Source organism: Streptomyces mobaraensis NBRC 13819 = DSM 40847, from assembly GCF_017916255.1.
Taxonomy (GTDB): domain Bacteria; phylum Actinomycetota; class Actinomycetes; order Streptomycetales; family Streptomycetaceae; genus Streptomyces; species Streptomyces mobaraensis.
Window position 1 is genome coordinate 802824 of the sequence record NZ_CP072827.1, and the last position, 25179, is coordinate 828002.

Annotated in this window: 23 protein-coding genes and 1 pseudogene; 16 read left to right on the forward strand and 8 right to left on the reverse strand. The window is 74.2% G+C overall.

Features of this window, described 5'->3' with window-relative positions:
- Window positions 1-144 precede the first annotated feature (144 nt).
- The 4 genes from J7W19_RS32670 to J7W19_RS03040 all read left to right on the forward strand — a co-directional run bounded on the left by J7W19_RS32670 (window position 145) and on the right by J7W19_RS03040 (window position 2554).
- Entirely contained in the window at window positions 145-273 is a 129-nt protein-coding gene (locus J7W19_RS32670; protein WP_221902538.1) for a DUF6126 family protein, read from the forward strand.
- Window positions 274-549: 276 nt separating this feature from the next.
- Window positions 550-912 (forward strand): DUF6233 domain-containing protein, encoded by a 363-nt coding sequence (locus tag J7W19_RS03030; protein WP_004942581.1) that lies wholly within the window; start codon window positions 550-552, stop codon window positions 910-912.
- A 207-nt stretch (window positions 913-1119) separates the two neighbouring features.
- On the forward strand, window positions 1120-2085 hold the full coding sequence (locus J7W19_RS03035) for a hypothetical protein (protein WP_158688755.1): 966 nt from the start codon (window positions 1120-1122) through the stop codon (window positions 2083-2085).
- A 79-nt stretch (window positions 2086-2164) separates the two neighbouring features.
- Window positions 2165-2554, forward strand: a complete 390-nt coding sequence (locus tag J7W19_RS03040) for a hypothetical protein (RefSeq protein WP_004942583.1) — start codon at window positions 2165-2167, stop codon at window positions 2552-2554.
- 100 nt (window positions 2555-2654) lie between these two features.
- Here the strand turns inward: J7W19_RS03040 and J7W19_RS03045 are convergent, their stop codons facing one another.
- Window positions 2655-3068 carry a hypothetical protein gene (locus tag J7W19_RS03045; protein ID WP_152264533.1) on the reverse strand — a complete coding sequence of 138 codons (414 nt, stop codon included), beginning with the start codon at window positions 3066-3068 and terminating at the stop codon, window positions 2655-2657.
- Between the two features lie 274 nt (window positions 3069-3342).
- On the opposite strand from J7W19_RS03045, the gene J7W19_RS03050 reads away from it, so the two are divergent.
- Together J7W19_RS03050 and J7W19_RS03055 are read left to right on the forward strand one after the other, a co-directional pair.
- A complete protein-coding gene (locus tag J7W19_RS03050; RefSeq protein WP_004942585.1) occupies window positions 3343-3621 on the forward strand; it encodes an acyl carrier protein in 279 nt (92 codons plus the stop codon).
- Entirely contained in the window at window positions 3618-4841 is a 1224-nt protein-coding gene (locus J7W19_RS03055) for a beta-ketoacyl-[acyl-carrier-protein] synthase family protein (RefSeq protein WP_004942586.1), read from the forward strand. The genes J7W19_RS03050 and J7W19_RS03055 overlap by 4 nt, the downstream gene beginning before the upstream one ends.
- 98 nt (window positions 4842-4939) lie before the next feature.
- Here the strand turns inward: J7W19_RS03055 and J7W19_RS03060 are convergent, their stop codons facing one another.
- Together J7W19_RS03060 and J7W19_RS03065 are read right to left on the reverse strand one after the other, a co-directional pair.
- Entirely contained in the window at window positions 4940-5152 is a 213-nt protein-coding gene (locus J7W19_RS03060; protein ID WP_158688756.1) for a DUF5302 domain-containing protein, read from the reverse strand.
- A 120-nt stretch (window positions 5153-5272) separates the two neighbouring features.
- The gene (locus tag J7W19_RS03065) at window positions 5273-6700 is read right to left on the reverse strand and encodes a hypothetical protein (protein WP_004942589.1); all 1428 of its coding nucleotides are present in this window, start codon (window positions 6698-6700) and stop codon (window positions 5273-5275) included.
- A 348-nt stretch (window positions 6701-7048) separates the two neighbouring features.
- Between J7W19_RS03065 and J7W19_RS03070 the strand changes: the two genes are divergently transcribed.
- Window positions 7049-8518: a PP2C family protein-serine/threonine phosphatase gene (locus J7W19_RS03070; protein ID WP_004942591.1), complete on the forward strand. Its 1470-nt coding sequence runs from the start codon at window positions 7049-7051 to the stop codon at window positions 8516-8518.
- A 55-nt stretch (window positions 8519-8573) separates the two neighbouring features.
- On the opposite strand, the gene J7W19_RS03075 is transcribed toward J7W19_RS03070, so the two are convergent.
- Complete coding sequence (locus J7W19_RS03075; protein ID WP_004942594.1) at window positions 8574-10073, reverse strand: DNA-binding protein NsdB; 1500 nt, start codon at window positions 10071-10073, stop codon at window positions 8574-8576.
- Window positions 10074-10427: 354 nt separating this feature from the next.
- Between J7W19_RS03075 and J7W19_RS03080 the strand changes: the two genes are divergently transcribed.
- Window positions 10428-11543, forward strand: coding sequence for a phosphotransferase (locus tag J7W19_RS03080; protein WP_040889061.1), 1116 nt, complete (start codon window positions 10428-10430; stop codon window positions 11541-11543).
- Between the two features lie 226 nt (window positions 11544-11769).
- A complete protein-coding gene (locus J7W19_RS03085; RefSeq protein ID WP_004942597.1) occupies window positions 11770-13818 on the forward strand; it encodes a peptidoglycan recognition protein family protein in 2049 nt (682 codons plus the stop codon).
- Between the two features lie 60 nt (window positions 13819-13878).
- Here J7W19_RS03085 and J7W19_RS03090 read toward each other — a convergent pair whose 3' ends face one another.
- Window positions 13879-14379, reverse strand: a complete 501-nt coding sequence (locus J7W19_RS03090; RefSeq protein ID WP_004942599.1) for a hypothetical protein — start codon at window positions 14377-14379, stop codon at window positions 13879-13881.
- 171 nt (window positions 14380-14550) lie between these two features.
- Here J7W19_RS03090 and J7W19_RS03095 point away from each other — a divergent pair, with 171 nt between their 5' ends.
- The gene (locus tag J7W19_RS03095; RefSeq protein ID WP_004942601.1) at window positions 14551-15282 is read left to right on the forward strand and encodes a leucine-rich repeat domain-containing protein; all 732 of its coding nucleotides are present in this window, start codon (window positions 14551-14553) and stop codon (window positions 15280-15282) included.
- Window positions 15283-15420: 138 nt separating this feature from the next.
- Here the strand turns inward: J7W19_RS03095 and J7W19_RS03100 are convergent, their stop codons facing one another.
- Window positions 15421-15657, reverse strand: a complete 237-nt coding sequence (locus tag J7W19_RS03100) for a DUF397 domain-containing protein (RefSeq protein ID WP_004942602.1) — start codon at window positions 15655-15657, stop codon at window positions 15421-15423.
- Between the two features lie 207 nt (window positions 15658-15864).
- Between J7W19_RS03100 and paaK the strand changes: the two genes are divergently transcribed.
- Complete coding sequence (gene paaK, locus J7W19_RS03105) at window positions 15865-17151, forward strand: phenylacetate--CoA ligase PaaK (protein ID WP_004942603.1); 1287 nt, start codon at window positions 15865-15867, stop codon at window positions 17149-17151.
- A gap of 110 nt (window positions 17152-17261) precedes the next feature.
- Entirely contained in the window at window positions 17262-19694 is a 2433-nt protein-coding gene (locus tag J7W19_RS03110; RefSeq protein ID WP_086025231.1) for a penicillin acylase family protein, read from the forward strand.
- 67 nt (window positions 19695-19761) lie between these two features.
- Here the strand turns inward: J7W19_RS03110 and J7W19_RS03115 are convergent, their stop codons facing one another.
- Window positions 19762-20346, reverse strand: a complete 585-nt coding sequence (locus J7W19_RS03115; RefSeq protein WP_004942605.1) for a CGNR zinc finger domain-containing protein — start codon at window positions 20344-20346, stop codon at window positions 19762-19764.
- A 158-nt stretch (window positions 20347-20504) separates the two neighbouring features.
- On the opposite strand from J7W19_RS03115, the pseudogene J7W19_RS33735 reads away from it, so the two are divergent.
- Window positions 20505-21344: pseudogene (locus J7W19_RS33735) on the forward strand (MFS transporter); the annotation flags it as partial.
- Between the two features lie 544 nt (window positions 21345-21888).
- Here J7W19_RS33735 and J7W19_RS03125 read toward each other — a convergent pair.
- Window positions 21889-22866, reverse strand: coding sequence for an NAD(P)-dependent oxidoreductase (locus J7W19_RS03125; RefSeq protein ID WP_411848821.1), 978 nt, complete (start codon window positions 22864-22866; stop codon window positions 21889-21891).
- A gap of 50 nt (window positions 22867-22916) precedes the next feature.
- Here J7W19_RS03125 and J7W19_RS03130 point away from each other — a divergent pair, with 50 nt between their 5' ends.
- From J7W19_RS03130 to J7W19_RS03140, 3 genes are all read left to right on the forward strand, one after another.
- On the forward strand, window positions 22917-23312 hold the full coding sequence (locus tag J7W19_RS03130; protein WP_004942610.1) for a winged helix-turn-helix transcriptional regulator: 396 nt from the start codon (window positions 22917-22919) through the stop codon (window positions 23310-23312).
- 201 nt (window positions 23313-23513) lie between these two features.
- Entirely contained in the window at window positions 23514-24458 is a 945-nt protein-coding gene (locus J7W19_RS03135; RefSeq protein ID WP_004942612.1) for a thermonuclease family protein, read from the forward strand.
- Between the two features lie 143 nt (window positions 24459-24601).
- The gene (locus J7W19_RS03140; RefSeq protein ID WP_004942613.1) at window positions 24602-25057 is read left to right on the forward strand and encodes a nuclear transport factor 2 family protein; all 456 of its coding nucleotides are present in this window, start codon (window positions 24602-24604) and stop codon (window positions 25055-25057) included.
- The last annotated feature ends 122 nt before the right edge of the window (window positions 25058-25179 follow it).

Sequence of the window (25179 nt, forward strand, 5' to 3'; positions counted from 1 at the left end):
ATCAAGCTAACAAACCGACCCTATGATCATGTGACAAACGCACCGGACATGCCCTGCACTCCCCCACATGGCCCCGACCGCCACCGGCGGGCACCCGGGCGCCGTGACCTACGATGGTCGAACGGTGTTCGACAGGAGCGAGGCATGGCAGACAGCGAGAAGTACGCCGAGAAGGCGATCGGCTGGCGCGTGCTGATCTACATCGTCCTCGGCCACCTGCTGGCCGGTTTCATCTGGCTGCTCTTCTACCTCGGATCGCACGCCTCGCACTGACCCGCGGGCGGTGCCGGGCGACCGGTTGTTCACAAGGACAGGTGATTCCCGAACGTACGGAATCCCCTGTTCCCCAACCGTCCGATGCACCGTGCATACACGCCTGTCCTATGCCCGGCGGGAACGGCGCAGCCACGGCCGCCCGGCGCCGGTCACAGGGCCGCGGGCACATGCCGAAGCGAACCGTACACCCTGGTCAACCCGCAGGTGGGCGCAGTGAGATCATCCTTCGGATCAGGGGTCGGGAGGGCTTCCGCGCTGCTACTGTCCCCCGTCATGGAGGAGCTCTTCAGCCCAGACGAACTCGACCGTATCGAGGCCGCGGCGCATCGAGTCGGCCGCTCCCCGAACGACTGGATCCGCGAGATCGTGCTCAAACGTCTCTCCGGGGACTCCGATCAGACGCACATCTCCCAGCGGCGGACCCTGCGCCCCGATTTCGAGGACGCGGTCTGGCCCATCACCCTCTACCGCCGTTCCGGCGGTGTGCTCCAGGAACTGCACCACGCCGGGTGCTGGGTGCCGAAGGGCGGCGAGGACACCCTGACGACCGCCGAGGCGCGGGCCCAGATGGCCACCCACGACGTCCGCCCCTGCGATGCCTGCCAGCCCGAGCGGTTCCTCACTCCGTACGCCTGAGCACTCCCTCGAGCCCGAGCACCCCGTAGCCCGAGCACCCCGCACCTGAGCCTCGCGGCCTGCCAGGACCCGATCCCGGCACCCCGCGCCCCGCCGCGCCCGGGCTCCCGCGCCGCCCCGGCGCCCGGGCACTCGTACACCCGCGCGAGCACACCAACTACGCTGTCCACGTCAAGATCATCAGATGGCTGGGCGGGGTTGTTGGGCATGAGGGCAGGGACACGGCTCACCGGGTGGGCGACCGTGCTCGTCGGGTACGCCACCGCGCTGCTCGCCGTGCTGCCGTATGGCACCGTCTCCTTCGCCGAGCAACCGCCCAAGCACCACCTGCTCTGGATGATGGGCGCCACGGCGGTCTGCGCCCTCTGCTGGATCCTGGCCTCCCTGGTGACCCGCGCGCGCCGGCGGGCCGCGCTGCGCCGCGAGGCGTCCCGCCGACGGGCCGCGCGCGGCCGGGCGGCGCGCCGGCGGGCCTCCCGCCGGAGTTACGCGGCGTGGCCGGAACCGCCCCGGTCGCGCGCCCTCTCCTGGGTGCTGGGCCTCGGCCTCGCCCTCACCAGCGCCGCCGCGCTCAGCCAGGCGGTGGGTCCGGACGGCGCGCACGGCCGGTGGCTCGCCGAGGTGAACCGGGCCGGCGGGCGCACCCACCAGCTCACGGTCGCGAAGGTGATCGGCACCCCGCAGTCCACCGGCGCGGCGCAGCGGAACGTCGAGGAGTTCAGCTCGACGATCGTCGTCACCGTCCCCTTCGACTCCGGCCCGCGCCAGGTGACCGTCGACGGTGTGCGCACCCAGGGGGAGCTGGAGCAGGGCCGCTCCATCAAGCTCCTGTACGCGCCGAGCCGCCCCGACCTGGGTGTGCGCCCCGCCGGGGACGACGACCTCTCGTCCACCGTCGGCCGCGTCGTGGTCCGGCCGGTGATCTGGATCCTCTCCCTCGTCGCCGGGCTGAGCACGGCCGTCGCCATGCACCGCCGGGAGGCGGGGGTCGCCCGGGCGCGGCGCTTCGAGCCCTGGGTGCACCTGCCCGCCGCGGTGTTCCTGGCCGGCGGGGCGGCGCTCGCCGTCCCGCTGCTCACCGGTTTCCCGGACACCGCGACGGGCTGGGGCCTGGCCGCCGGCGCGGCGGCCGGTCCGTGGCTCGCCCTGGCCTGGGTCGTCCGGACGAGCTGAGCGTGAGCGCCGTCGGCGGGCGCGGGCCAACTCGGGTGGCCGGGCTAGGATTTGACGTGATCTTGAGGAAGGGGCGCCGATGGGTACCAGGTTTATCGAGGTGGACGAGTCACGGCGGGGCGAGCCGGGGGTGCGGAAGGGGGGCAGGACGCTGACGGTCGGAGACCAGTCCATCACCCAGGAGACATGGGTGAAGGTGGAGGCGTACGACGACCTCGACCCGACCGTGACCGAGGACGTCCACCTCCACACGTTCGCGGTCCCGGGCATGGACGTCCGGGTGGGGGCCTCGGAAGGCGACGGTGACGGCGGCGACTTCGAGACCAGACTCGTCCCCTCCGTCCAGTACTACCGGATAGAGCTGGGACCCGAGTCGCTGAACAGGCTCCACGAGGCGCTGGAGCCCTTCATCGCGGCGGCCCAGGAGTGCGAACCGCCGAAGCCGCGCAGGGCCCGCGGGGCGAAGTAGCACGTCGGCGGCGGAGGCGGAGGGCGAGGATCCCTTCCGGGAGGCTCCCGGGGAGGCCCCGGGAACCCCCGGCAAGGGGGAACTCGCCGTTCAGGAGCGTTCAGGAACGCCGGCGGCGGAACGCCTTGCGCACGAAGTGGATGATCAGCCAGATCGCGACGATCACCAGGATGATCACGACGATCAGGATGACGAGCAGGGCGATGCCCAGCTTCTTGAAGAAGCCCTTCTTCTTCTTTTTCTTCTCCTTGGCCAGGACCTGGTCCCCGGCGTCGGCCCGCTGGACCCGCGTCACCGGCGCGGCCTCGGTCCGCGCCCCCGCCTCGGCCGCGGCGGCCGGACCGGCGGCGGTCACCGTCCGTACCTGCTGTACCGTCCGGGCCTCGGGCCGGCTGCCGGCCGCCGTCGCGGGCGTGGCCAGCAGAGCGGTGCCCAGCGCCAGCGCGACGACAGCGGACATCCGGCGGGCCAGACGCCCCCGGTACCGCTTCCCGTGCCGCTGTTCGCTCTTCATCGACGCCCCCATCTATTGGTGCTGATTGTCTGTCGGACATCCGCCGGACGGCCGACACCGTCGTCGGCCGTCCGGCGGAACCCCCTATTATCCGCACATCACCGGAGGGCCGAGCAGAGCGCGTACGACGAGGGGTGGGCGCCGGCCGGCGGGTTGCTCCGGACAGGTGTCATCGCCCCGACCACCCCGCGCGCGTCGGCGATCGTCATACAGCCTGGTTGTTAGGTTGCCGCGGGTGAGCGACGTACGGGCCCTTCGGCAGTGAGGAACAGGCATGACGTCTCTGTACGAGCCCATCAGGTCCTGCTTGGGCCGGTACTTCGACATCCCGGTGGAGACCATCCGCCCCGAGAGCACCATGGAAGACCTCGGCATGGACTCGCTCGCCCTGGTGGAGCTGATGTGCGTGCTGAAGGACGACCTGGGGCTGCGGATCCCGTCCGGTGACGATCCGCTCTCCCTGCGGACGACGTTCGCCGAGGCGGTGGCCGCGGTGGAGGCGGCCCAGCGGGCGTCCGAGCCGGTCGCCGGATCCGCGGGCCCGGCCGCGTGAGCACCGGTTCCGTCGCGGTCACCGGCCTGGGGCTGGTCACCCCCGCCGGGGTGGGCACCGAGGCGACCTGGCGGGGGGTGTGCTCGGGGAAGCCGACCGCCGCCGTCGACCCCGAACTCGCGGGCGTCCCGGTCCCGATCAGCTGCCGCGTCCCCGCCTACGACGTCCGGGCCGTGGTCGGCCGCCAGACGTGGCGGATGGACCGCTTCGCCCACCTGGCCCTGACCGCCGCCCGGGAGGCCGTCGCCGACGCCGGTCTCGACCCGGCGACGTGGGACGGCGCCCGCGTCGGCGTCGTGGTGGGCGTCGGGACGGAGAGCAAGGAGACGGCGGCGCGGAGCTTCGTGAAGCTCCTGCGGGGCGACTACGAGGGCGTCTCGCCGCTCACCGTCCCGCGAGTCACCGTGAACGCGGCGGCGGGCGAGATCGGCATCGCGCTTCAGGCGCTGGGGCCCAGCATGGCGGTGACCACGGCCTGCGCCTCGGGGGCGACCGCCCTGGGCGCGGCCCGTGACCTGCTGCTGGCGGGCCGCTGCGACGTGGTGCTCGCCGGCGGGGCCGAGGCCCCCTGCCACCCCATGTCGTCGGTGTCGTTCTCGCAGATGAGGGCGCTCTCCACGCGGCTGCACGACCCGGCGGGGGCCAGCCGCCCGTTCGACGCCGACCGGGACGGGTTCGTCCTCGCCGAGGGCGCCGGGATCCTCGTCCTCGAACGGCTCTCCGACGCCCGGGCCCGGCGCGCGCCGGTGCGGGCGCTGCTGGCCGGGCACGGGACCTCCACCGACGGATACCACCACGCCGCCGCGCACCCCGAAGGGGCCGGTCTCGAACGGGCGTTCAGGGCCGCGCTGGCGGACGCCGGGCTGGAGCCGGCGGACATCGGACACGTCAACGCGCACGGCACCTCGACCCCGATGAACGACCGGATCGAGGGACACACCCTCAGCCGGGTGTTCGGCCACCACCCGCCGCCGGTGACCTCCGCCAAGGGCGTGACCGGGCACATGCTCGGGGCCGCCGGGGCCGTCGAGGCGGCGCTGGGCGTGCTGACGCTGGAGCACCAGCTCGTCCCGCCCACCGCCAACCTCGAACGCCTCGATCCGGAACTGGACCTGGACGTGGTGGCGAAGGAGGCGCGGCCGTGCCGCGTCGAGGCCGTGGCCAGCGATTCATGCGGGTTCGGCGGGCACAACGCCGTCGTGGTGCTGCGACGGGCGTGACGCGCGGGGCGGCCCGGGTGCTCCCCGGGCCCGCCGCCCGCTCGGGCACGCCCTCCGGCCGCTCGGCCCGCCCGCGCCGGCCGCGCCGGACCGGCCCGTCAGCCGCTCTTGCGGCGGAACGACCGCTGGCCGCCGGCCTTCCCATGGGTGCCGTGGATCTTGGAGCCGTCCTGGGCGCGGCCACCGGCGCCCCCGTCGGCCGCCTTGCCCCGCTTGCGGTCCAGCGCCTCGCGGAACCGGCGCTTCACATCGTCCTCCGCGGCCCCGCCTGTGCCGGCGCCGCCTTGCTCTCCCGCTGTTGAATCGGGCATCAATACCTCCTGAAGACACGGGTGTTCGCCACAGCTTCGCACAAAAGGGGCGCGCTGGGGCCTGTCGGGCGCGGAACCGCCGGAACCGGCGCGCGCCGTTCACCGGGGCCCGCCGGCCGGTCAGACCGGGGTCGCGTCAGGGCCGAAGCGGTCGCAGGCCGCGGTCTGGACCTCCGCCTCCTCGGCCGGATCGGCGGCGAGCCGGCGGAGCTGGTCCACCACCCGCGAGTCCGCGGTGGCCACATGGCGGGCCGCCAACTCGCGGGTGGTCTCCTCGCAGTCCCACAGGCACTCGACGGCGAACCCGGCGGCGAACGACGGGTCCGTCGCCGCGAGCGCCCGGGCGGCCCGGCCGCGCAGGTGGGAGGAGGACGTCTCGCGGTAGAGGTGGCGCAGGACGGGCGCGGCGCAGCCGATTCCCAGGCGGCCGGTGCCGTCGACGAGGTCCCAGAGCACGGGGGCGTCAGGGCCCTCGGTACGGACGGTCCGGCGCAGGGCGCCCAGCACGAGCGCCGCGTCGTAGGCGGCGCCCCGGCAGGCGAGCATGCCCGCGGCGGCGGCGCCCAGCGCGTCGGTCCGGTGCACCCAGACGCGAGCGCGCTCCAGGGCGGCGGGGCCGCGCATGCGTTCGAAGGCGGTGACGGCGGCGTCCGCCACCGCACCGGACGGGTCCGCGGCAGCGGCCTCGATGAGCTCCAGGGCCTGCGGGTCGTCGTGCTCGGCGAGGTAGCGCAGCGCGGTGGCGCGGGCGGCCCCGGGGCCGAAGGCGGCGGCCTCGATGATCTCCAGGCGGTCCTCGGGTCCCGCCACGGCGTTGAGGCAGCGGGTGGCGGGGACGTGGCGCTGCTGGGGCGGGTGGAGGGACAGGCCCTCCTGGGCCCAGTCGAGCACCTCGCGCACGCTCCAGCCGGGCCGGGGACCGGCCGGGCGCAACTGCCGCTGCCAGCGGTCGAAGGAGCCCTGCTCCCGCGCGGCGCGCACCCGGGCGGCGGTGGCGGGGGCGTGCGGGTCCTCGGCCCAGATCCGCCAGGGGCGGGGTTCGAAGGCGTCCCGCACCGCGGCGGCCAGGGCGGCCTCGCCCTCGGGGGTCCGCGGGAAGCGGGCGACGACGGCCTCGCCGAGGGCGGCCAGGGCGGCGTCGTCGTCGCGCACGGCCAGCTCGTCCAGGGCCCAGCTCCAGTTGCCGCCGGTGGCGGCGTAGCGGCGGAGCAGCGCCAGGGCGTCGTCGCGCCCGTACGAGGCGAGGTGGCCGAGGACGGCCAGGGCCAGGCCGGTGCGCTCCTCGGCGGGGTCGAGGAGGTCGTCCGGGTGGAAGAGGTGCTCCTCGAGCTCCGCCAGGTCGCCGTCGAGATCCAGGTAGAGCCGCGCGTAGTACAGGGACCGGTTCTCGACCTGCCAGTCGCGCCGGGGGTCGCGGAGCACGCACTGGTTCAGCGCCGCGAGGGCCTCGGCCCGCGGCGCCGCGAGGGCGTGCAGGGTCCCGTCGCCGCGGCCTCGCTGGAGGAGGCCGAGCAGGGTGCCGCTGGGCGCTATGTCTGGATCGAACATGAGGTCAGCATCCGGTGCGGGGGGTCGGCTGGCAACGGGATTTCCGTCGTCCGGCATTCTTGCCGGTGTCCACCCGGGCTATGCCTGGTGAACTGTGGGGACTCGGGGACCGAGCGCCCGCAGCCTACCCGGAGTCGGGCGTTCCGCCGAGCCTCTGTCCGATTTATTCCAGCACGCCGGTGGCATATGCCGGAGTCACCACCGGATCGGGTATGGCCAAACGGCTTACGGGCCCTCGCCCGCTGTGCAAGAGTCGTCACGCAGTCTTCCGGAGTCGCCACGCGGTCTTCCGGCCGCTCTCGCGGACCACGCCGGCGTCGGCCGCGCCCCGCCCCATCGGAGTACCTGATGCCGTCCCCTTCTTCTGCCTCACCCGCGGAGCACCCGGCGGGCGGCGAACCGTCCGCCCCCGGCGCGGTCGACGCCCTCATCTCCCAGACCCGCCGGCTGCGCGGCGGCCTCGACGCCGTCCGCCGCGAGACGGCCGGCGAGGAGCTCTCCGACGACCCGCTCGGACGCTGGCGGCGCGCGCTCTGCGACCTGGCCGCCCACCAGCTCGACGACCTCGGCACCCACCTCGGCCGGCTGCGGGACGGGCTCCCCGGCCCCGCGGAACCCCTGGTGCCGGAGGGGACACACCCGGACGGGACACAGGAGGCGGCACCCGCGGCGTTATCCCCGGCACCGGCGGGTAGCGCCGAGTGGAACCTCCTCACCGACGAGGTCACCTGGTCCGACGAGCTGTTCCGGATCCTCGGGCGGCACCCGGAGGACGGCGCCCTCACCCTGGACGAGTTCCCCTCCCTGCTGGTCGCTGACGACCGGGACCTGCTGACCGCGCTGGTCACCGACTGCCTGGTGGACGGCAAGCCCATCGACGGCGAGTTCCGCGTCGTCCACCCCGACGGCTCCCCCCGCACCCTGCACATGCTGGGCGAGCCGGTCCTCGACGACGACGGCTGCACCGCCGCCATGTGGGCCGTCCTGCGCGACGTCACCGCGCTGCGGCGCAGCCGGGACGCCGTGGTCGCGACCGGCGACTCGCTCCGGGAGCACACCCGGCGCGCCGTCGCCGAGCGGCGATGGGCGGCCGAGGTGCAGGAGGCCGTGCTGCCGCCCTGGCGGGAGCCGCTGCGGGCGGCCCCCGGCGGGCGGGCCGACGCGGGCGGGACGCTCGACGTGGCCGCGCGCTACCTCCCCGCCACGGACCCCGTCGCCGTCGGCGGCGACTGGTTCGACGCCCTGCCGCTGCCCGACGGCCGCACCCTGCTCAGCGCGGGCGGGCTGACCGGCCGCGGGGTGGCCACGGCCTCCGCCATGGCCGTCCTGCTGGGCGCGGTCCGGGGCATGGCGGTGGCCGGCACCGAGCCGGGACCGCTGCTCGGCTGCCTCAACCACCTGGCCGGCGCCTCCGACCGGCCCGCCCTGGGCAGCGCGGTCTGCTGCCGCTACGACGCCGGGACCCGCACCCTGCTGTGGGCACGGGCGGGCCACCCCGCCCCCCTGCTGTTCCGTGAGGGGCGGGTGAACGCGCTTCGCCCGCCGGCGGCGGGGCTGCTCCTCGGGGCCGTCAGCGAGGCCGGCTACGCCCAGGCCGAGACGCGGCTGCTGCCCGGGGACGTGCTCGTCCTGCACACCGGCGGCCTGTCACCCCACGGCGCGGACGCCGACGGCGGGACGGGCCTGCTGCCCGGGCTGGCGGCCCGGTTCACCGCGGCCCGCAGCGCGCAGGAGTGCGTCCGCGCCGTCCTGGAGGAGTGGAGCGGGGCGGTACGGGAGGACGACGCGTGTGTGCTCGTCGCCCGGGTCACGCCCTGAACGGTCCGCTCGGCCCCGCGGGGCGGGACGGACGGAAGAGCGGCGGTGCGCGGGATCAGGCCGTCGCCGTCCGGCCCCGCCCGCCCGGCGCCTTGGGCAACGCCCGCTCGATCTCCTGCCGCAGCTCGGCGATCTTCGGGAACCCGGAGTACCTGCCGGTGAGCCGGTACATCTCCCGCAGCCGGTCCCAGGTGCGGTGGGACGAGTTCTCCCCGATCGAGCCCAGTGCCTGCCGGGCGTAGACGCTCCCCTGCTCGGGATCGTCGTCGATGAAGCAGGCGGAGGCCATCGAGATGTAGTCGAAGATGAGCGACCGCTTCTGGTTGGTCCCCTCCCGGAGCCGCAGGGCCTCCAGGGCGTGCCGCTGCGCCACCGAGGCGGCCGACGGGTCGTGCTCGGCGAGGGTGCGGTAGGCCAGGGCCTGCATGCCGTGCATGTCCGCCTCGTTGAACATCTGCATCCAGCTCGGCGGCGGCACGTCCCCCTTGTCCGCGACGAACAGGTCCTCGGCCCGGCCCAGGGTCCGCCGTACGGCCTGGCCGCGGCCCATCGACGCCTGCGCCCACGCCTCGATGGTGCAGAGCATCGCCCGGGTGCGCGGCAGGGCCTCCTCGCCCGAGCCGGAGGTGGCGAGCTTCATCAGGTCGAGCGCGTCGGCCGGGCGGCCGAGGTGCACCATCTGCCGGGCGGCCCGGGACAGCGCCTCGCCGGCCCGGGGCCGGTCGCCACCCTCGCGGGCCGCGTGTGCCGCGATCACGAAGTACTTCTGCGCGGTGGGCTCGAGACCCACGTCGTGGGACATCCATCCGGCCAGCACCGCCAGGTTGGCCGCCACCCCCCAGAGCCTGCGCTGGAGGTGCTCGGGGTGGCGGTACGCGAGCATGCCGCCCACCTCGTTGAGCTGGCCGACGACGGCCTTGCGCTGGAGCCCGCCGCCGCGGGCCGCGTCCCACGCGCGGAAGATGTCGACCGAGCGCTCCAGCTCGTCGATCTCGGCCGAGCCCACGGGGGCCGCCTCGTACCGCTCGAAACCCGCTTGTTCGGCGTGGCCGGGGTAGGAGGCGCGGTGCAGGGGGTCGTCGAAACGGGGGGCGTCCGAGGCGAGCGCCGGATCGGAGTGCAGCCAGTCGTGCATCGCCCCGCTGAGTGCTGAGCCTGCGGCGAGCGCGGCGCCCGCGCCCACCAAGCCGCGTCGGTTGAGCATGAGGTCCATTCCCGTGAATTCGGTGAGGACCGCGGCGGTCCGCTCGGGCGGCCAGGGGAGCCCGTCCTGCGACTGCCCCTTGCCCGCTCGCCCGCGCCGGCCGAACCCGAGGTCCTCGATGGTCACGACACGACCGAGACGCTCGGTGAAGAGGGCGGCCAGCACCCGGGGCACGGGATCGCGCGGGGACTCCCCCATGTCGATCCAGCGCCGCACCCGTGAGGTATCGGTCGCCAGCTGCGGATGTCCCATGACCGCCGCCTGCCGGTTGACCAGCCTCGCGAGCTCGCCCTTGGACCATCCGGCCAGTCCGAACAGGTCCGCAAGGCGGGTGTTGGGTTCCCTCGTCACGTCAAGCCCCCAGGTTCCTCGGCTGACTTGAAGGTAGCGGTCCCTCAGATGCCAGGCGACTATTCGCCAGGGTTCGCCAGGGTGCGCCAGATGGTGTGCCACCCATCGACGGGTGTGATGTAGGAACGCGCCACCCCGACCACCCGGCGCGCATTCCCCAGGGTGCGCGACGGCCGGGGCCCGGCCCCGGTTCGTACCGTTTCGCCGCGCATGCGACGCGTGTTCGGCGGTGAAGCGGCCGTTCCGGGCCGGGCCCGGCCTCCGGGCGGCGGGGCCGGAAGCGTCCCCGCGCCGGCGGGGGCGGTCCGGGGGCGCGCCGCAACTCGCCGGCACACGAAGGGATCTGTTCCGCCCATGTATGCAGCATCGGCCTCCGTGTCCGCTCCGCTCCGGCCCCCGCGGCCGCAGCAGATCCGCCCGCCGCAGGGCGGCGGACCGTACCTCGACCCCTCCCATGCCGTGGGAGCCGCGTTCGGGGGCGGACGGGTACGGAGGGGCTCGGGGCTCGGCACACCGCCGGTCGGCGGGAGAATCGACCTGTCCGGCCCCGACGGCCCCGAGCTGCGCGCGCTGATCGCCTCGGTGCAGCACGTCTGCCCGGAGTTCACCCCGAGCCAGGTGCTGCGCCGCAGCGGCCGTTCGGTGCTGCTGGTCGGCACCGCGGGCCGCACCGGCGCCGTCGCGAAGTGTTTACTCGACCGCTCCCCCGCGGGTGCCGAGCGGTTCCGGCAGGAGATAGCGGCGTACCGCACCTTTGTGCGGCACCGCCCTCCGGTCCGGGTGCCGCGGCTGATCGCCGCCGATCCCGAGCAGGGCGTCCTGGTCGCCGAGCGCATGCCGGGCCGCCCGGCCGCCACCCGGCGGCATCCTTCGGACACCCCGCCGCGCGCCGACGTACGGGTGGCGCTCGGCGCGGTCTGCCGGGTCAACCTCTGGCAGCCGCCGGTGGGCATGTTCGACATGCCGCTCGACTACGCCAAGCACATCACCCGCTTCCATGAGCTCGGCCTGCTCACCGACCGGGACATGGGCGACCTGCAGAAGCTGCTGCACGGTCTGGCGCACGTCCAGGGCCAGTTCTGCCACGGTGACGCCCAGCTCGCCAATATGCTCCTCTCCCCCGCGGGGCCGGTGCTGGTCGACTGGGGCCAGGCGGGCTGGTACCTCCCGGGGTACGACCTCGCGACCCTGTGGACGGTGCTGGGGGACGCTCCGCTGGCCCGCCGGCAGATCGCCCAGCACGCGCAGGCGCCGGGTACGCCGTTCCGTGACGCCTTTCTGGTGAATCTGATGCTCGTCCTCACCCGTGAGATCCGGACGTACGAGCTGGCCGTCCAGCGGGCCCAGCAGGAGCCGGTCACCCCGGGCACCCCGGACACCGGCGAGGAGCAGCGGCTCCTGCTCCGGCGGCTGCATGACGACTGCGCGATGGCCCGACGGGCCGTCCGCGCCGCGGTGGGCACCCGCTGAGGCCCGCCGCTCCCTGCCGACACGCCGTGCCCCGGGCGCGGCGTGTCGGCGTTCACCCCTCCGGCTCAGGGCTCCGACAGGTTCCCGCAGCCCAGGCGTTGACGTGCCCATAACACACGATCCAGTCTGATTGACGGATCGTCTGCTCGGCATCGCCGCTTGGTAGGTTCGGGTCGCCACCACTCCGGCGCACGGTACGGCCCGGCCCGTCCTTGAGGAGGCTGCCTTGCGAGCTGTTCCCCCCGACCCAGAGCACACGCCACCCCCGGGATCCCCGCGAAGAGCCCGGGGAAACCGGACAGGTGGCCATGCCCGCAGGGCGGCCGGCGCGCTCGCGTCGGCCGCCCTGCTGCTCCCGCTGGTCTCCGGTCTTCCGGCCGCCGACGCCGCACCCGGCACGCCCGGCACCGGCGCGGCCGCCGGCCCGGACACCCTCCAGCGGGACTTCGCCCGGGCCGCGGCCGAGTACCACGTGCCGCCGAGCGTCCTGCTCGCCGTCTCCTACCTCCAGTCGCGCTGGGACGCCCACGCCGGGGCGCCCAGCGTCACCGGCGGCTACGGGCCGATGCACCTCACCGACGCGGCCGGGGCCCTGGCCGACGCCGCCCGTACCGCCCACCACGGCGAGGCCGGCGAGGACGCCCGGGGGGACACCGCCCGTCCGCACCGGGCCGAGGACCACGCCGTGCCCGCGGCCGGCGCGTTCCCCGAGCGGCTCCGCACCCTGGACCGGGCCGCCGGCCTCACCGGGCTGCGGCCCGAGGAGCTGCGCACGGATCCCGCCGCCAATGTGCGCGGCGGCGCGGCCCTGCTCGCCGACGCCCAGCGGCGGCTGGGCCGGCCGGCCGGGGGCGACGCCGCCGACTGGTACGGGGCGGTGGCGCGCTGGTCAAGCGCCTCCGACGCGGCGACCGCGCGGGTCTTCGCCGACGACGTCTTCGAGGTGATCAGGACCGGCGCCCGGCGGACGACCGACGCCGGGCAGCGGGTGGCCCTGCCCGCCGAGCCCCGCCTCGTCCCGCACCGCGAGCAGGCCGGCCGGCTCGGCCGGGCGACGCCCCCGGCCGAGGGCACCGAGTGCCCCGAGAGCGTCGCCTGCGAGTCCGTCCCCGCCCCCTACCAGCGGCTGGAGGGATCGGACTACGGCAACCACGACGTGTCCGACCGGCCCCGCTCGCAGAAGGCGGACTTCATCGTCATCCACGACACGGAGGCCACCTGGGAGAAGACCCTCCAGCTGATAAGGGATCCGGCGTACGTCTCGTGGCACTACACGGTCCGCTCGACCGACGGCCACATCGCCCAGCACGTGCCGGTCAAGGACGTGGCCTGGCACGCGGGCAACTGGTACGTGAACGCCAAGTCGGTGGGCATCGAGCACGAGGGCTTCCTGGCCCGCCCGGACGCCTGGTACACGGAGGAGATGTACCGCACGTCGGCCCGGCTGGTCCGCCACCTCGCGCGGAAGCTCGACATCCCGCTGGACCGGCAGCACATCCTCGGCCACGACAACGTCCCCGGCACCGTCCCCTCGACGATCAAGGGCATGCACACCGACCCCGGCCCCTACTGGGACTGGGCGCACTACTTCGAGCTGATGGACCGGCCCTTCCACCCGACGGCGAGCCCGTTCAGCGGCATGGTGACGATCGCCCCCGACTACGACGACAACGAACCCGTCTACACCGGCTGCGAGAAGCCGGGCCAGGAGTGCGCGCCGCACGGCTCCGGCGCGGTCCGGCTGCGGGTGGCGCCGCGGGACGACGCGCCGCTGGTCAAGGACGTCGGACTGCGCCCGGACGGCGGCGCGTCGACCACCGACGTCAACGACACCGGGGCCCGGGCCTCGACCGGCCAGCAGTTCGCGGTCGCCGACCGGCTGCCGGGCTGGACGGCCGTGTGGTACCTGGGGCAGCGGGCGTGGTTCCGCGACCCCTGGTGGGAGCCGGTGGCCCTCGGGGCGCGCGGGAAGCTGGTGACGCCGCGCGAGGGCCGGAAGGAGATCCCGGTCTACGGGCGGGCGTACCCGGAGAAGGCGGCGTACCCGGCGGGGGTGCCGGTCCAGGCCGTGACACCGCTGCCGTACAAGTTGCTCGCCGGGCAGGCGTACGTGCTGGGCCAGACGAGTCCCGCGGAGTATCTGTACGCGAACGACTTCGACCCCGCGAAGCACGTGGTGGTGCGGGGGAAGGACCGGTACTACGAGATCCAGTTCGGCCACCGGGTGGCCTTCGTCCGGGCGGACGACGTGACGGTCCGCTCGTCGAACCGCTGACGGGCGCGGAACGCCCCGGGGCCGGCACGGGCGGCCGGCCCCGGGGGTACGCGATCGGGCTCAGCCCGCCTGGAACATCTCGGCCGGGAGCGGCTTGAGCAGCTGGTAGAGGTCGTCCGTGATCGGGCGGTCCCAGCTGGCGATGGTGACGAGGACGCCGTCGCTGCGGTCGAACTGGGTGCACGAGACGCGGCTCTCCGAGCACTTGAGACGGCGCACGATCAGCAGGTTGTCCTCGTGCATGACCGGGGTGTCCTCGGTCTCCAGCACAGTGACCGGCTCGTCGTTGCCGAGCGCGGCGAGCAGCTGCGCCACCTCGAAGGGCACCTGGCCCTCCTCCAGCTCCCGGGCCGGGGAGCCCTCGGGCAGATTGCCGATGATCATCGCCGGGCCGCGCCCGCCGAACAGGTCGTAGCGCAGGAAGACGCCCTGGCAGCTGCCGTCGGGCGCGGGCAGCAGCCCGGCTCCGAGGTCGCCCGGCCAGTCACCGGGGTCCATGGCGAGGACGTCGAAGTCCGGCCCCGTGGGGGTGGCGGCGCTGCGGCGGCGGAGGAAGGACATGCCCACATCGTACGTGCCCGGAGACGGACGGCGCCCCCGGGGCGACCCCGGGCGGCGGGCGGGAGCGGCCTCTTGGTAGCGTCGCGGCGCTCCGGGAGCGCCGGGGCGGTTCCGGAGGGGCCGGGTCCGGTTCCGCAGGAGGCCGGGGCGGTTCCGGGGAGGAGGCCGGTGGTGCGGAACGGCACGCTCGACTACTGGCGGCGCGGGCTCGGGTACGTACCGGAGGAGGTCTGGCGGGCATCCGGAACGGAAGCCCTTAGGACGCTCATCCTCGCGGAGAACGGTCTGACGGAGCTGCCGGCCCGGATCGGCCGGCTGACCGGCCTGCGCACCCTCGACCTCGGGCACAACGCCCTGACCGCGCTGCCGCCGGAACTCGGCGCCCTGACCGGGCTCGACGGCTGCCTCTACCTGCACGAGAACGCGCTCACCGCGCTGCCCGCCACGCTCGGCCGGCTGTCCCGGCTGCGCTACCTCAACGTGAGCGGCAACCGGCTGACCGAACTGCCGGAAGAGATCGGCGGGATGGCGGCCCTCGTGGAACTGCGGGCGCAGTACGCCCACCTGACCCGTCTGCCGGAAGGCGTCGGGCGGCTCACGGCGCTGCGCGAGCTGTGGCTGCGCGGCAACGCCCTGGCGGAGCTGCCCGGTTCCGTCGCACGACTGGGCGAGCTGCGCGAACTGGAGCTCCGCGAGAACGCGTTCACCGCCGTACCCGCCGCGCTGCGCGGGCTTCCCGCGCTGCGCCGGCTCGACCTGCGGGCCAACCGCCTGACGGCGCTGCCCGGTTGGCTGGCCGAGCTGCCGTCACTGGAGAAGCTGGACCTGCGGTGGAACGCGCTCGACCCGGCGCCGCGACTGCTGGACGCGCTGGCCCGGCGGGGGTGCGAGGTGCTGGCCTGACGGGCCGATCGTCGCGCCGGCTTGCGGCGGGCCGATCGTCGCGCCTGCTCGGGACGGGCCGCTCGCCGTGCCGGCGGGCAGCCGAGGCGCAGCGAGGCCGCTCGTCCCGCACGTCCGTCCGCCCGAACACCCCGCCCCCTACGTGAGGTCGAACTCCCCCTCGCGGGCGAGGTCCACGAAGGCGCGCCACTCCTCCGGGGAGAAGATCACGGCCGGGACGTCGGGGGTGCGCCGGTCGCGCAGCGCGACATAGCCGTCGATGAAGCCGATCTGGACGTCCCCCGTGCCCGGAACGCCCGACTGCCAGGTGGCGTTGGCCAGGTCAAGCCGCTGCCGCCGGTCGTCCGCCAGGTGCTCGGTCGCGCTCTTCGCCACGTGCCGTTCCCTCCCCGTCGCGGGTGTTCCGTCCCGCCACCCTAGCGACCCGGCGGCGTCCGGGACAGGCCGCCGCCGCCCGTGGGGCGGATCGCCCGGACGGGTGGGGGAATCACGGATCCGCCTCTTGACGTCCGCGGTCGATGGCTGATTCTTTTGCACGGACGAAAACTACCGAATGATCGGTCGGGACATCGGGGGTGGGTCATGACGGCAGCCGCGGCACTCGACGCGGGAGAGCGCCTGACGCGCGACGGGCTGGCGGCGCTGCAACAGGAGCGGCTGCGGGCGACGTTGCGGCACGCCTACGACAACGTCGCCTTCTACCGCCGGGCGTTCGACGAGGCGGGGGTGCGGCCGGAGGACTGCCGTACGCCCGCCGACCTCCCCCGCTTCCCGTTCACCACCAAGGCGGACCTGCGCGCCCACTATCCGTACGGCATGTTCGCGGTGCCGCGGGAGCGGATCCGGCGCCTGCACGCCTCCAGCGGGACGACGGGCGAGCCCACCGTCGTCGGCTACACCGAGCGGGATCTGGACACCTGGGCCGACCTCGTCGCCCGCAGCCTCCGCGCGGCGGGCGCCCGGCCCGGTGACACGGTCCATGTGGCGTACGGGTACGGGCTGTTCACCGGCGGCCTGGGCGCGCACTACGGCGCGGAGCGGCTCGGCTGTACGGTGATCCCCGCGTCCGGCGGAATGACGTCCCGTCAGGTGCGCCTGATCCGGGACCTCAGGCCGGACGTCATCATGGTGACGCCCTCGTACATGCTCACCCTGCTCGACGAGTTGGAGCGGCAGGGCGTCGATCCGCGCACTACCTCGCTGCGCGTCGGCGTCTTCGGCGCGGAGCCGTGGACGGCGGAGATGCGCCGCGAGATCGAGGAGCGGTGCGGCCTCGACGCCGTCGACATCTACGGCCTCTCGGAGGTGATGGGACCGGGCGTCGCGCAGGAGTGCGTGGAGACCAAGGACGGCCCGCACCTGTGGGAGGACCACTTCTACCCGGAGATCGTCGACCCGGTCACGGGTGAGCCGCTGCCCGACGGGGAGCCTGGGGAGCTCGTCCTCACCTCGCTCACCAAGGAGGCCATGCCGGTCGTGCGGTACCGCACCCGCGACCTCACCCGGCTGCTGCCGGGCACCGCCCGGGTGTTCCGCCGGATGGAGCGGATCACCGGCCGGAGCGACGACCTGATCATCGTCCGCGGGGTGAACCTGTTCCCCGGGCAGATCGAGGCGGTCCTGCTGCGGGTCCCCGGCGTCGCGCCGCACTTCCAGCTCCGCCTCACCCGGGAGGGGCGGATGGACCGGCTGACCGTCCGGGCGGAGGCGCGCCCCGGGGCGACGCCGGAGCAGCGCGCGGCGGCCGCGGAGACGATCGTCCGGCGGGTGAAGGACGACGTGGGCGTCTCGGTGGCCGTCGAGATCGTGCCGCCGGAGACGCTGGAGCGGTCGGTGGGCAAGATCCGGCGGCTCGTCGACGAGCGCTGACCGTCAGCCGACCGAATTCGGCGAATCTTCCATGAGCGCAAGGATGTTCGCCTCAACCGTCACACCATCGTGGGAGTCTTTCGAGTCGTCCCTCAACGATGGGAGTCATCTTGCGCTTGCGTCACTCGCTTCGCGCCCTGGCCGTCGGCGGGCTCGTCCTGTTGACCGGTGCCGGGGCCCTGCCCGCCGTGGCGGCGTCGGACGCCGCCCGCGGTGAACGGCCGTCCGCCGACGGGCTGTCGGCGGTGATCCGCTACACCGAGTACGGCGTCCCGCACATCCTGGCCGACGACTACGCGGACCTCGGGTTCGGCGACGGCTGGGCGCAGGCCGCCGACGCGGTCTGCACCCTGGCCGACGGCTTCGTCACCGTACGCGGGGAGCGCGCCCGGTACTTCGGGCCGGACGCGGCCCCGGACCGCTCGTTCTCCGAGGCTTCGACCAACCTCTCCAGCGACCTCTTCTTCCGCGGCGTCCGCGACGCCCGGACCGTCGAGAAGCTGCTCGACCGGCCGGCACCCGAGGGGCCGTCGCGGCAGGCCAAGGAGCTGATGCGCGGCTGGGCGGCCGGATACAACGCCTGGCTGCGGCAGCACAAGGTCACCGATCCGGCCTGCCGGGGCAAGGGCTGGGTGCGTCCGGTCACCGCCACCGACGTCGCCCGGCGCGGCTACGCGCTGACCGTGCTCGGCGGGCAGGGCGCGCTGGCGGACGCGATCACGGAGGCCCGTCCCCCCGCCGCCCGGACCGTCGGCGGCGGCAAAGCGGTTGCCGATCCGGCCGCCGCCGCCCGCGCCTACTTCGCCGCCCGCCACGACACCGGGATGGGCTCGAACGCCGTCGCGTTCTCCGGCGCCGCCACGGCGAACCGGCGGGGCCTGCTGCTGGGCAACCCGCACTACCCCTGGCACGGCAACCGCCGCTTCTGGCAGTCACAGCAGACGATCCCGGGCGAACTCAACGTATCGGGCGCCTCGTTGCTGGGCTCCCCCACCGTCCAGATAGGGCACAACGCGTCCATGGCGTGGAGCCATACGGTCGCCACCGGCGTGCCGATGAACCTGTACGAGCTGAAGCCCGCCCCCGGCGACCCGCGCTCGTACCTGGTCGACGGCAGACCGGAGCGGATGACCGAGCGCAAGGTCACCGTGGCGGTACGCGGCGCGGACGGGCGGCTCGCGAACGTCACCCGCAGCCAGTGGTGGACGCGCTACGGGCCCGTGGTCACCGGGCTCGGGGACGACCTCCCGCTGCCGTGGACGCCGGGCTCGGCGTACGCCCTCGCCGACCCCAACGCCGCCCAGTTCCGCTTCTTCGACAGTTCGCTGGGCCTGAGCAAGGCGCGCGACGTCCGGGGCGTCCGGGAGGCGCTGCGCCGCACCCAGGGCCTGCCGTGGGTGAACACCGTGGCGGCCGACTCCGCCGGGCACAGCCTCTACACGCAGTCGCAGGTGCTGCCGCGCGTCACCGACGAGGTGCAGCGGAGCTGCGCCACGGCCCTCGGCCGGCGGACGTATCCGGAGTCGGGGCTGGCGGTGCTGGACGGTTCGCGCGGCGCCTGCGCGCTGGGGAGGGACCGGGACGCCCTGCAACCGGGCGTCTTCGGCCCGTCGGCGATGCCCACGCTCGTCGACGCGCCGTACGCCGAGAACTCCAATGACAGCGCGTGGCTGGCCAACGCGGACCGGCCGCTCACCGGTTACCCGCGGATCTTCGGCGACATCGGCACCGAGCGGTCGTTCCGGACGCGCGGCGGGGTGGAGGACGTCGCCGCCATGGCGAAGCGCGGCCGGCTGACCGTCGCGGACCTGGAGCGGCAGCAGTTCGCCGGGCGGGCGCCCACCGGGGACCTGGCCGCGGCGGACGCGGCGGCGGCCTGCGCGAAGCTGCCGGGCGGCAGGGCGACGGGCCCGGACGGGCGGCCGGTGGACGTGTCCGGGGCCTGCGGCGTCCTGGCCCGCTGGGACCGCAGACTGACCACCGGCAGCAGGGGCGCGCTCCTCTTCGACCGGTTCGTCCGCGCGCTGGTCCGCGAGGTGCCGGCGGACCGGCTGTGGCGGGTGCCGTTCGACCCGGCGAAGCCGGTGACGACTCCGAACACCCTCAACACGGCCGAGCCCGGCGTCGCGCGGGCGCTGGCCGCCGCCGTCCACGACCTGCGGTCGGCGGGCATCGCGCTGGACGCGCCGCTGGGCGAGCACCAGTTCGTGGTGCGGAAGGGGAAGAGGATCCCGGTGCCGGGCGGCACGGAGGCGCTGGGCGCCTGGAACAAGGTCGAGTCCCGCTGGGACGGGTCGCGCGGCGGCTACCCCGAGGTGTCCATGGGCACCAGTTACGTCCAGGCCGTGGGCTTCGACGGCGGCCCCTGCCCGGTGACGGCCCGGACGCTGCTGACGTACTCGCAGTCCGACGACCCCGCGTCGGCCCACTCAAGCGACCAGACGGAGCTGTTCTCGAAGGGCCGGATGACCCGCGGCCGGTTCTGCGAGCGGGACATCCTGGCGTCGCCGGGGCTGCGGGTGGTGCGGGTCGCCCAACGATGAGGTGATACGGGCCCGTTGGCGGGGCGTGCCGCGTTGTCGCGGCACGCCCCTTGCGCGTCGGGGACGTTCAGGCGCGCGCCCGGCGGTGCTGGGCCGCCTTGGCGCGGTTTCCGCAGCCCGCCATGGAGCACCAACGGCGTCTGCGCGCGACCGAGTTGTCGAAGAAGCGGGCACTGCACCGCTCCCCGGCGCAGACGCGCAGCCGGTCGCGGTCCGCGCCGCCGAACATCTCCGCCGCGTCCACGGCGATCCGGCCGAGCGCGCCGCGCCCGTCCACCGGCGGGAGGCCGGCTGTCAGCACCGGGATGCCGTCGCGCACATCGAGGCGCGGCGGGTTCTCGGCGGCGCGGGCGAGCCACGCGTTGAGGACCCGCTGGACGGCCACGGGGAAGGCGGCCCGTTCGACGACGGCGAGCAGCCCTGCGTCGATCGCTTCCCGCAGCTCGACGGCCTGCGCCAGCAGCGGTTCGTCGACGGGGATGCAGGCGGGCCCGATCCCGGCCGCCTCGAACCAGGCCGTGAGGTCCGCCGGTTCGCGCAGGAGTTCCCGGCCGCCCGCCCAGCGGTCCCGGCGGGTGTTGACGAAATCGACGCTGACCCGGGTGCCATACCAGACCCAGTCGCGGTCCTGACGCTCTTGCTCCGCACTCATAACCCCATGTTAGGTTACCGACCACGAACGAAGTAACCACATGACCGGTTACTTCGGTGGACGGGGTACGGAGAGGGGTGGGCCCGATGGCCGTGGCGGAGGGGACGTCGAAGGACAGGGGCGGGGGCGGGGCCCGGATCTGGCTGCTGGCGCTGGGCATGTTCGCCATCGGGACGGACCTGTTCATCGTCTCGGGGCTGCTGCCCTCGATGGCGCGCGACCTGGGTCTGTCCACGGCGGCGGCCGGCCAGTCGGTGACGGTGTTCGCCCTCACCTACGCCGTCGCCGCACCGGTGCTGGCGGGTCTGACGTCGGCCGCCGACCGGAAGACCGTGCTGGTGGTGGTGCTGATCGTGTTCGCGGCCGGGAACGCCCTGTCCGCCTTCGCGACGTCCTACGCCGTCCTGCTGCTCAGCCGGGCCGTCGCGGGCGCCGGTGCGGCGATCTACGCCTCGACCGCGTCGGCGGTGGCGGCCGGTATCACCCCGCCCGAACGGCGGGGACGCTCCCTGGCCGTCGTCTACGCGGGCATGACCACGGCGATCGCCCTGGGCGTGCCGCTGGGCAGCGCGATCGGCGACTTCTCGTCCTGGCGCTGGGCGTTCGGCTTCGTCGCCCTGCTGTCCCTGGTAGCGCTGGCCGGGCTCTGGCCCGCCCTGCCGTCGGTACCGGGGCCGGGCGGGTCGGGGGTACGGCGGCGACTGGCCGTGTTCCGCGTCCGCCACGCGCCCGCGGCGCTGCTCGTCACGGCGTTCTGGGTGGTCGGGACCTTCGTCGTCTACACCTACCTCGGCGCCCTGTTCGACCGCGCCGGACACGTGGGGACGGGCCTGCGGCCGTGGCTGCTGCTGCTCTTCGGCGTCGGCGGCTTCGCCGGCGTGATGGCCGGCGGCCGGCTCGCGGACCGTGTCAATCCGCGTACCGCCCTCGCGACGTCCGTCGCCCTGCTCGCCGTCGTCCTCGCCGCCCTCTCCCCCGCCCTGCGCTCCCCCGCGGGCACGGCGGTCGCGCTCACCGCGTGGGGGTTCGCCCACTGGTGCGCCTTCCCGCTCATCCAGCACCGCCTGCTGCACATCGGCGGCCGGCACGGCGACATGCTCCTCGCCCTCAACCAGAGCGCCCTCTACCTGGGCCAGACCCTGGCCGGCGCCCTCGGCGGCCTCCTCGTGGGCGCGGGCCGGCTGGAGTCGCTGCCGTGGGCGGGGGCGGCGTTCGAACTGCTGGCGCTGCTGGTAGTGGTGGTGGGGGCAACGGGCGCGGCGCACCGCCGCCGCACAGGCCCCGCGCGCTCCGGGCAGCTCCCCGGAGCGGGCGCCCGCCGCGGACGCACGGGCGGGGGCCGGCTCCGCTCCCGCCGCATCCGCCCGCCCCACCCCAAGCGACGCGGGCCGGGCCCCCGCCGGCCCGGCCGACTGAGCGGCGCGGGCAGGCCGGCGCTGATGCGGCACGGCTCGGGGCGGGACGGCACGGGACGGGACGGCAGGGCACGGGACGGGACGGCACGAGACGGGACGGGACGAGACGGGACGGGACGGCCGAGGTCTACGCCTGCGGCACCGGCTTCCGGAGCGTCTCGATCAGCGCCGAGACGCTGTGGTCGCGGTGGCCGTCGGCGATGGCCCGTTCGAGCATCTCGTACATCGGAAGGTGCCACGACACGTCGATGTCGGCCTCCCGGCCGAGCTGGAGTTCATGGGCGACCGCCTGGTGGAAGATGCCGACGGTCGCCCGGGGCCGGGTGTAGTCGCCGCTGTCGATCTCCGCGGCGATGGCGGGCAGTTCGGACGCGATCATCTCCAGCCACTTGGTGGTGAACCGCACCAGCGTGTCGGCCTTCAGGCCGCGCGCGGAGACCAGCGCGGCCCCCTGGAAGAAGCCGAGGAGGGCGGGCAGCAGGAGGCCGCCCACGGCCTGCTCGTAGAGGGCGGCCAGGTCCGGCTCGTCGCCGAGGTGGACGGTGTCCCCGCCCAGCACCCGCAGGGTCGCCTCGTACGCGTCGAACACCTCCCTGTCACCCCCGTAGTACAGCAGGGTGTCGGGCGCGCCGACGGCCGGCGGCACGTTCTTGACGGCGCCGTCCAGGAAGCGCGCTCCCCGCTCCCGCGCCCAGCCGGCCATCCGGCGGGCGCCCTCCGGCGTCCCCGTGTTGAGGGTGACCAACGCGCGCCCGGCCAGCTCGGCGGAGGCCGGCTCCAGAACCGCGCACGTGGCGTCGTACGTGGTCAGGCAGACGACGACCAGCGGACTCGCGGCCACCGCCTCCCCGACGGCGAGGGCGTGCCGCGCCCCCTTGGCGACGAGGGGCGCGGCCTTCTCGCCGCTCCGGTTCCACACGGTCGTCGGGTGCCCCGCCCCGAGGAACGCCTCGGCCAGCGCCGAACCCATCGCTCCCAGGCCGATGACGGTCACCGGTGTGCGGTCGTTCACAGACATGTACTCAACTCCGCGCGTCGCATGGACAATTCGGCTCCATTCGGCCGTTGCCACTCCATGCTCCGTCCGGCACTGATGTTTCCTCAAGTACCGTCTATTTTGTCGGGTACTTACCTACGAGTCAGTGCGGAGCGTTGATGAGGAAGCGGACGTTCACCTGCGGGTTCGATGCCGCGCTGGCCGTCGTCGGCGGCAAGTGGAAAATTCTCATCCTCTGGGCGCTCCACTGCGAAGGACCGCTGCGCTTCGGAGCGCTGCGGCGTGCGGTCGACGGCATCAGCGAGCGCGTCCTGATCAACCAGCTCAAGGAGATGGAAGCGAGTCAGCTGGTGCACCGCGAGGAGTTCCCCCAGGTGCCGCCGAAGGTGGAGTACTCGCTGACCGCGTTCGGCACGTCGCTCCTCGACGTCCTCATGCCACTCGGCGAATGGGGCACGGCCAACATGGAGCGCATCGCCTCGCTCGGCGCCGGTGGGTCCGGCGCCGGTGGGCGCGAGGAGGGTCCCCGTCCGACCGCGCCCTCGCCGAGGTGACGGCCGGGGGTGAGGGGCGGATGGGGGCGCTGGTGCGGCAGGCCGTGGGCTGAGGCCCGTCCTCTCCGACGGCCGAGGGGCCGGAGGCTCCGGGTTGCGGGGCCGGCGGGGCGGGCCGAGGCTGTCAGCAGGACCGGTGGCGGGGCGGGCGGGCCGGGAAGGGCCCACCGGAACGGGTCGGAGCCAGAAAGGACGCGAACCGTGGTCGATCCCGTACAGATCCTGTGGTCACCGGCCGGGGAGTCCATGCCCTCGCTGGGCTCGGACGCGCTGGTCGACGTGCACGACGGCGATACGCCGAACATCCGCATGCCCGTCCGCATGCTGTCCGTCGACACCCCCGAGGTGACGGCGAAGTCCGCCGCGGGCGCCGCCAACGTGGACGAGAAGTTCAAGGAGCTCGCCGGGTGGATCGAGCAGGGCAAGGCGCCCATCTCGAAGGAGCTCGCCGAGTTCCTGCTGCCGAAGATCCGTACCGGTCACGCCGGCACACTGCAGTTCGAACAGGGCACCAAGGCAGCGCAGTTCAATACGGACAACATCAACAAGCGATTGACCGAGGGCGTTCCGGAGGGCAAACCCCCGCACGCCAAGCCGCGGCGGATCTTCATCCGCACGGCCGACTCGCCCTTCGACGACCACCACCGCCTGCTGGCCTACGTCGCCCCCGACTACTCGAAGGAGGAACGGGCCGCCCTCACCCGACGGCAGCGTTCCACCTTCAACTTCGACCTCATCGAATCCGGGTGGGCGGCCACGTTCATCATCTACCCCTCCATCCCCGGGGAACTCGACCTTCCGATGACCCTGGAGGCCGCCGAGAAGGCCGTGAAGGGGAAGAAGGGCATCTGGAAGGAACCGGCCACCCTGCTGGGGTACGAGTACCGGGCCCTGGAGAGGCTGCACGAGGTCACCCGGAAGATCGTCGACGGTACCCCGCTGCGCCCCGGCGAGTCCTTCTCCTGGCGCGAGCGCTACTGCGCCGACCTGCGTACCCGGGAACTCTTCGGCCCGGAGGACTACTTCAAGGTGCCGCCGGTGTACCGGCTGTGGTTCTGGCCGAAGGACGTCAACGAGGCGATCGGGCGACTCAACCTCGTCCCGTCACGGGAGTTGGGCGGCGGGCGGCGAGGCGGCGGAAGGTGAACGGGCCGCCGGGGCGGCGTCGGCGGGCCCGGGCGGCTTTTACCTTCCGGGTAATCGCTCTGCCCCACTCTCCCATTCCACACTGATGCGCAACCGCCCCAGCGGCGGCCCGCATCACGGATCAGTGGAAACAGGAGAGCGCCATGAGCACCGCAACCCCCGCCACCCCCACCGAAACGACCGCCGCCACCCGGACCGTCGTCGAGGAGCTGCTCCGGCGGATGGCGGACGGAGACCCGGAGCGGATCGCGGAGTTGTACGCGGACGGCGCGGACTGGGCGTTCGACTGGCCGGCGGAGGAACTGGGCCGGGGGGAGACGCCGTGGATCCGGGAGCGGTCGAGCCGGGCGGACGCGGCGGCGCACTACCGGGAGATCGGGGCGCACCACGTGCCGGAGGCGGCGGACACACGGATCGAGCGGGTGCTCGTCGACGGCACCGACGCCGTCGTCACCGGCGAACTGCGGCTGATGGCGCGGCCGACGGGACGGCGGTACCGTGCGCGGTTCGCGCTGCACCTGACGATGGAGGACGGGCTGGTGACGCGGCACCACGTGTACGAGGACAGCCTGGCCGTCGTCCGGGCGTTCGCGGGCTGAGGGGCGTCGCGGGCTGACGGGCGTTCGGGCGGCGGGCGATCGGCCGGGGGGCCGAGCGGCCGGGGGCGTTCGGTCGGCGTTCGGCCGGTCGGCGTTCGCGGGCGGGCGTTCGCGGGCCGCGC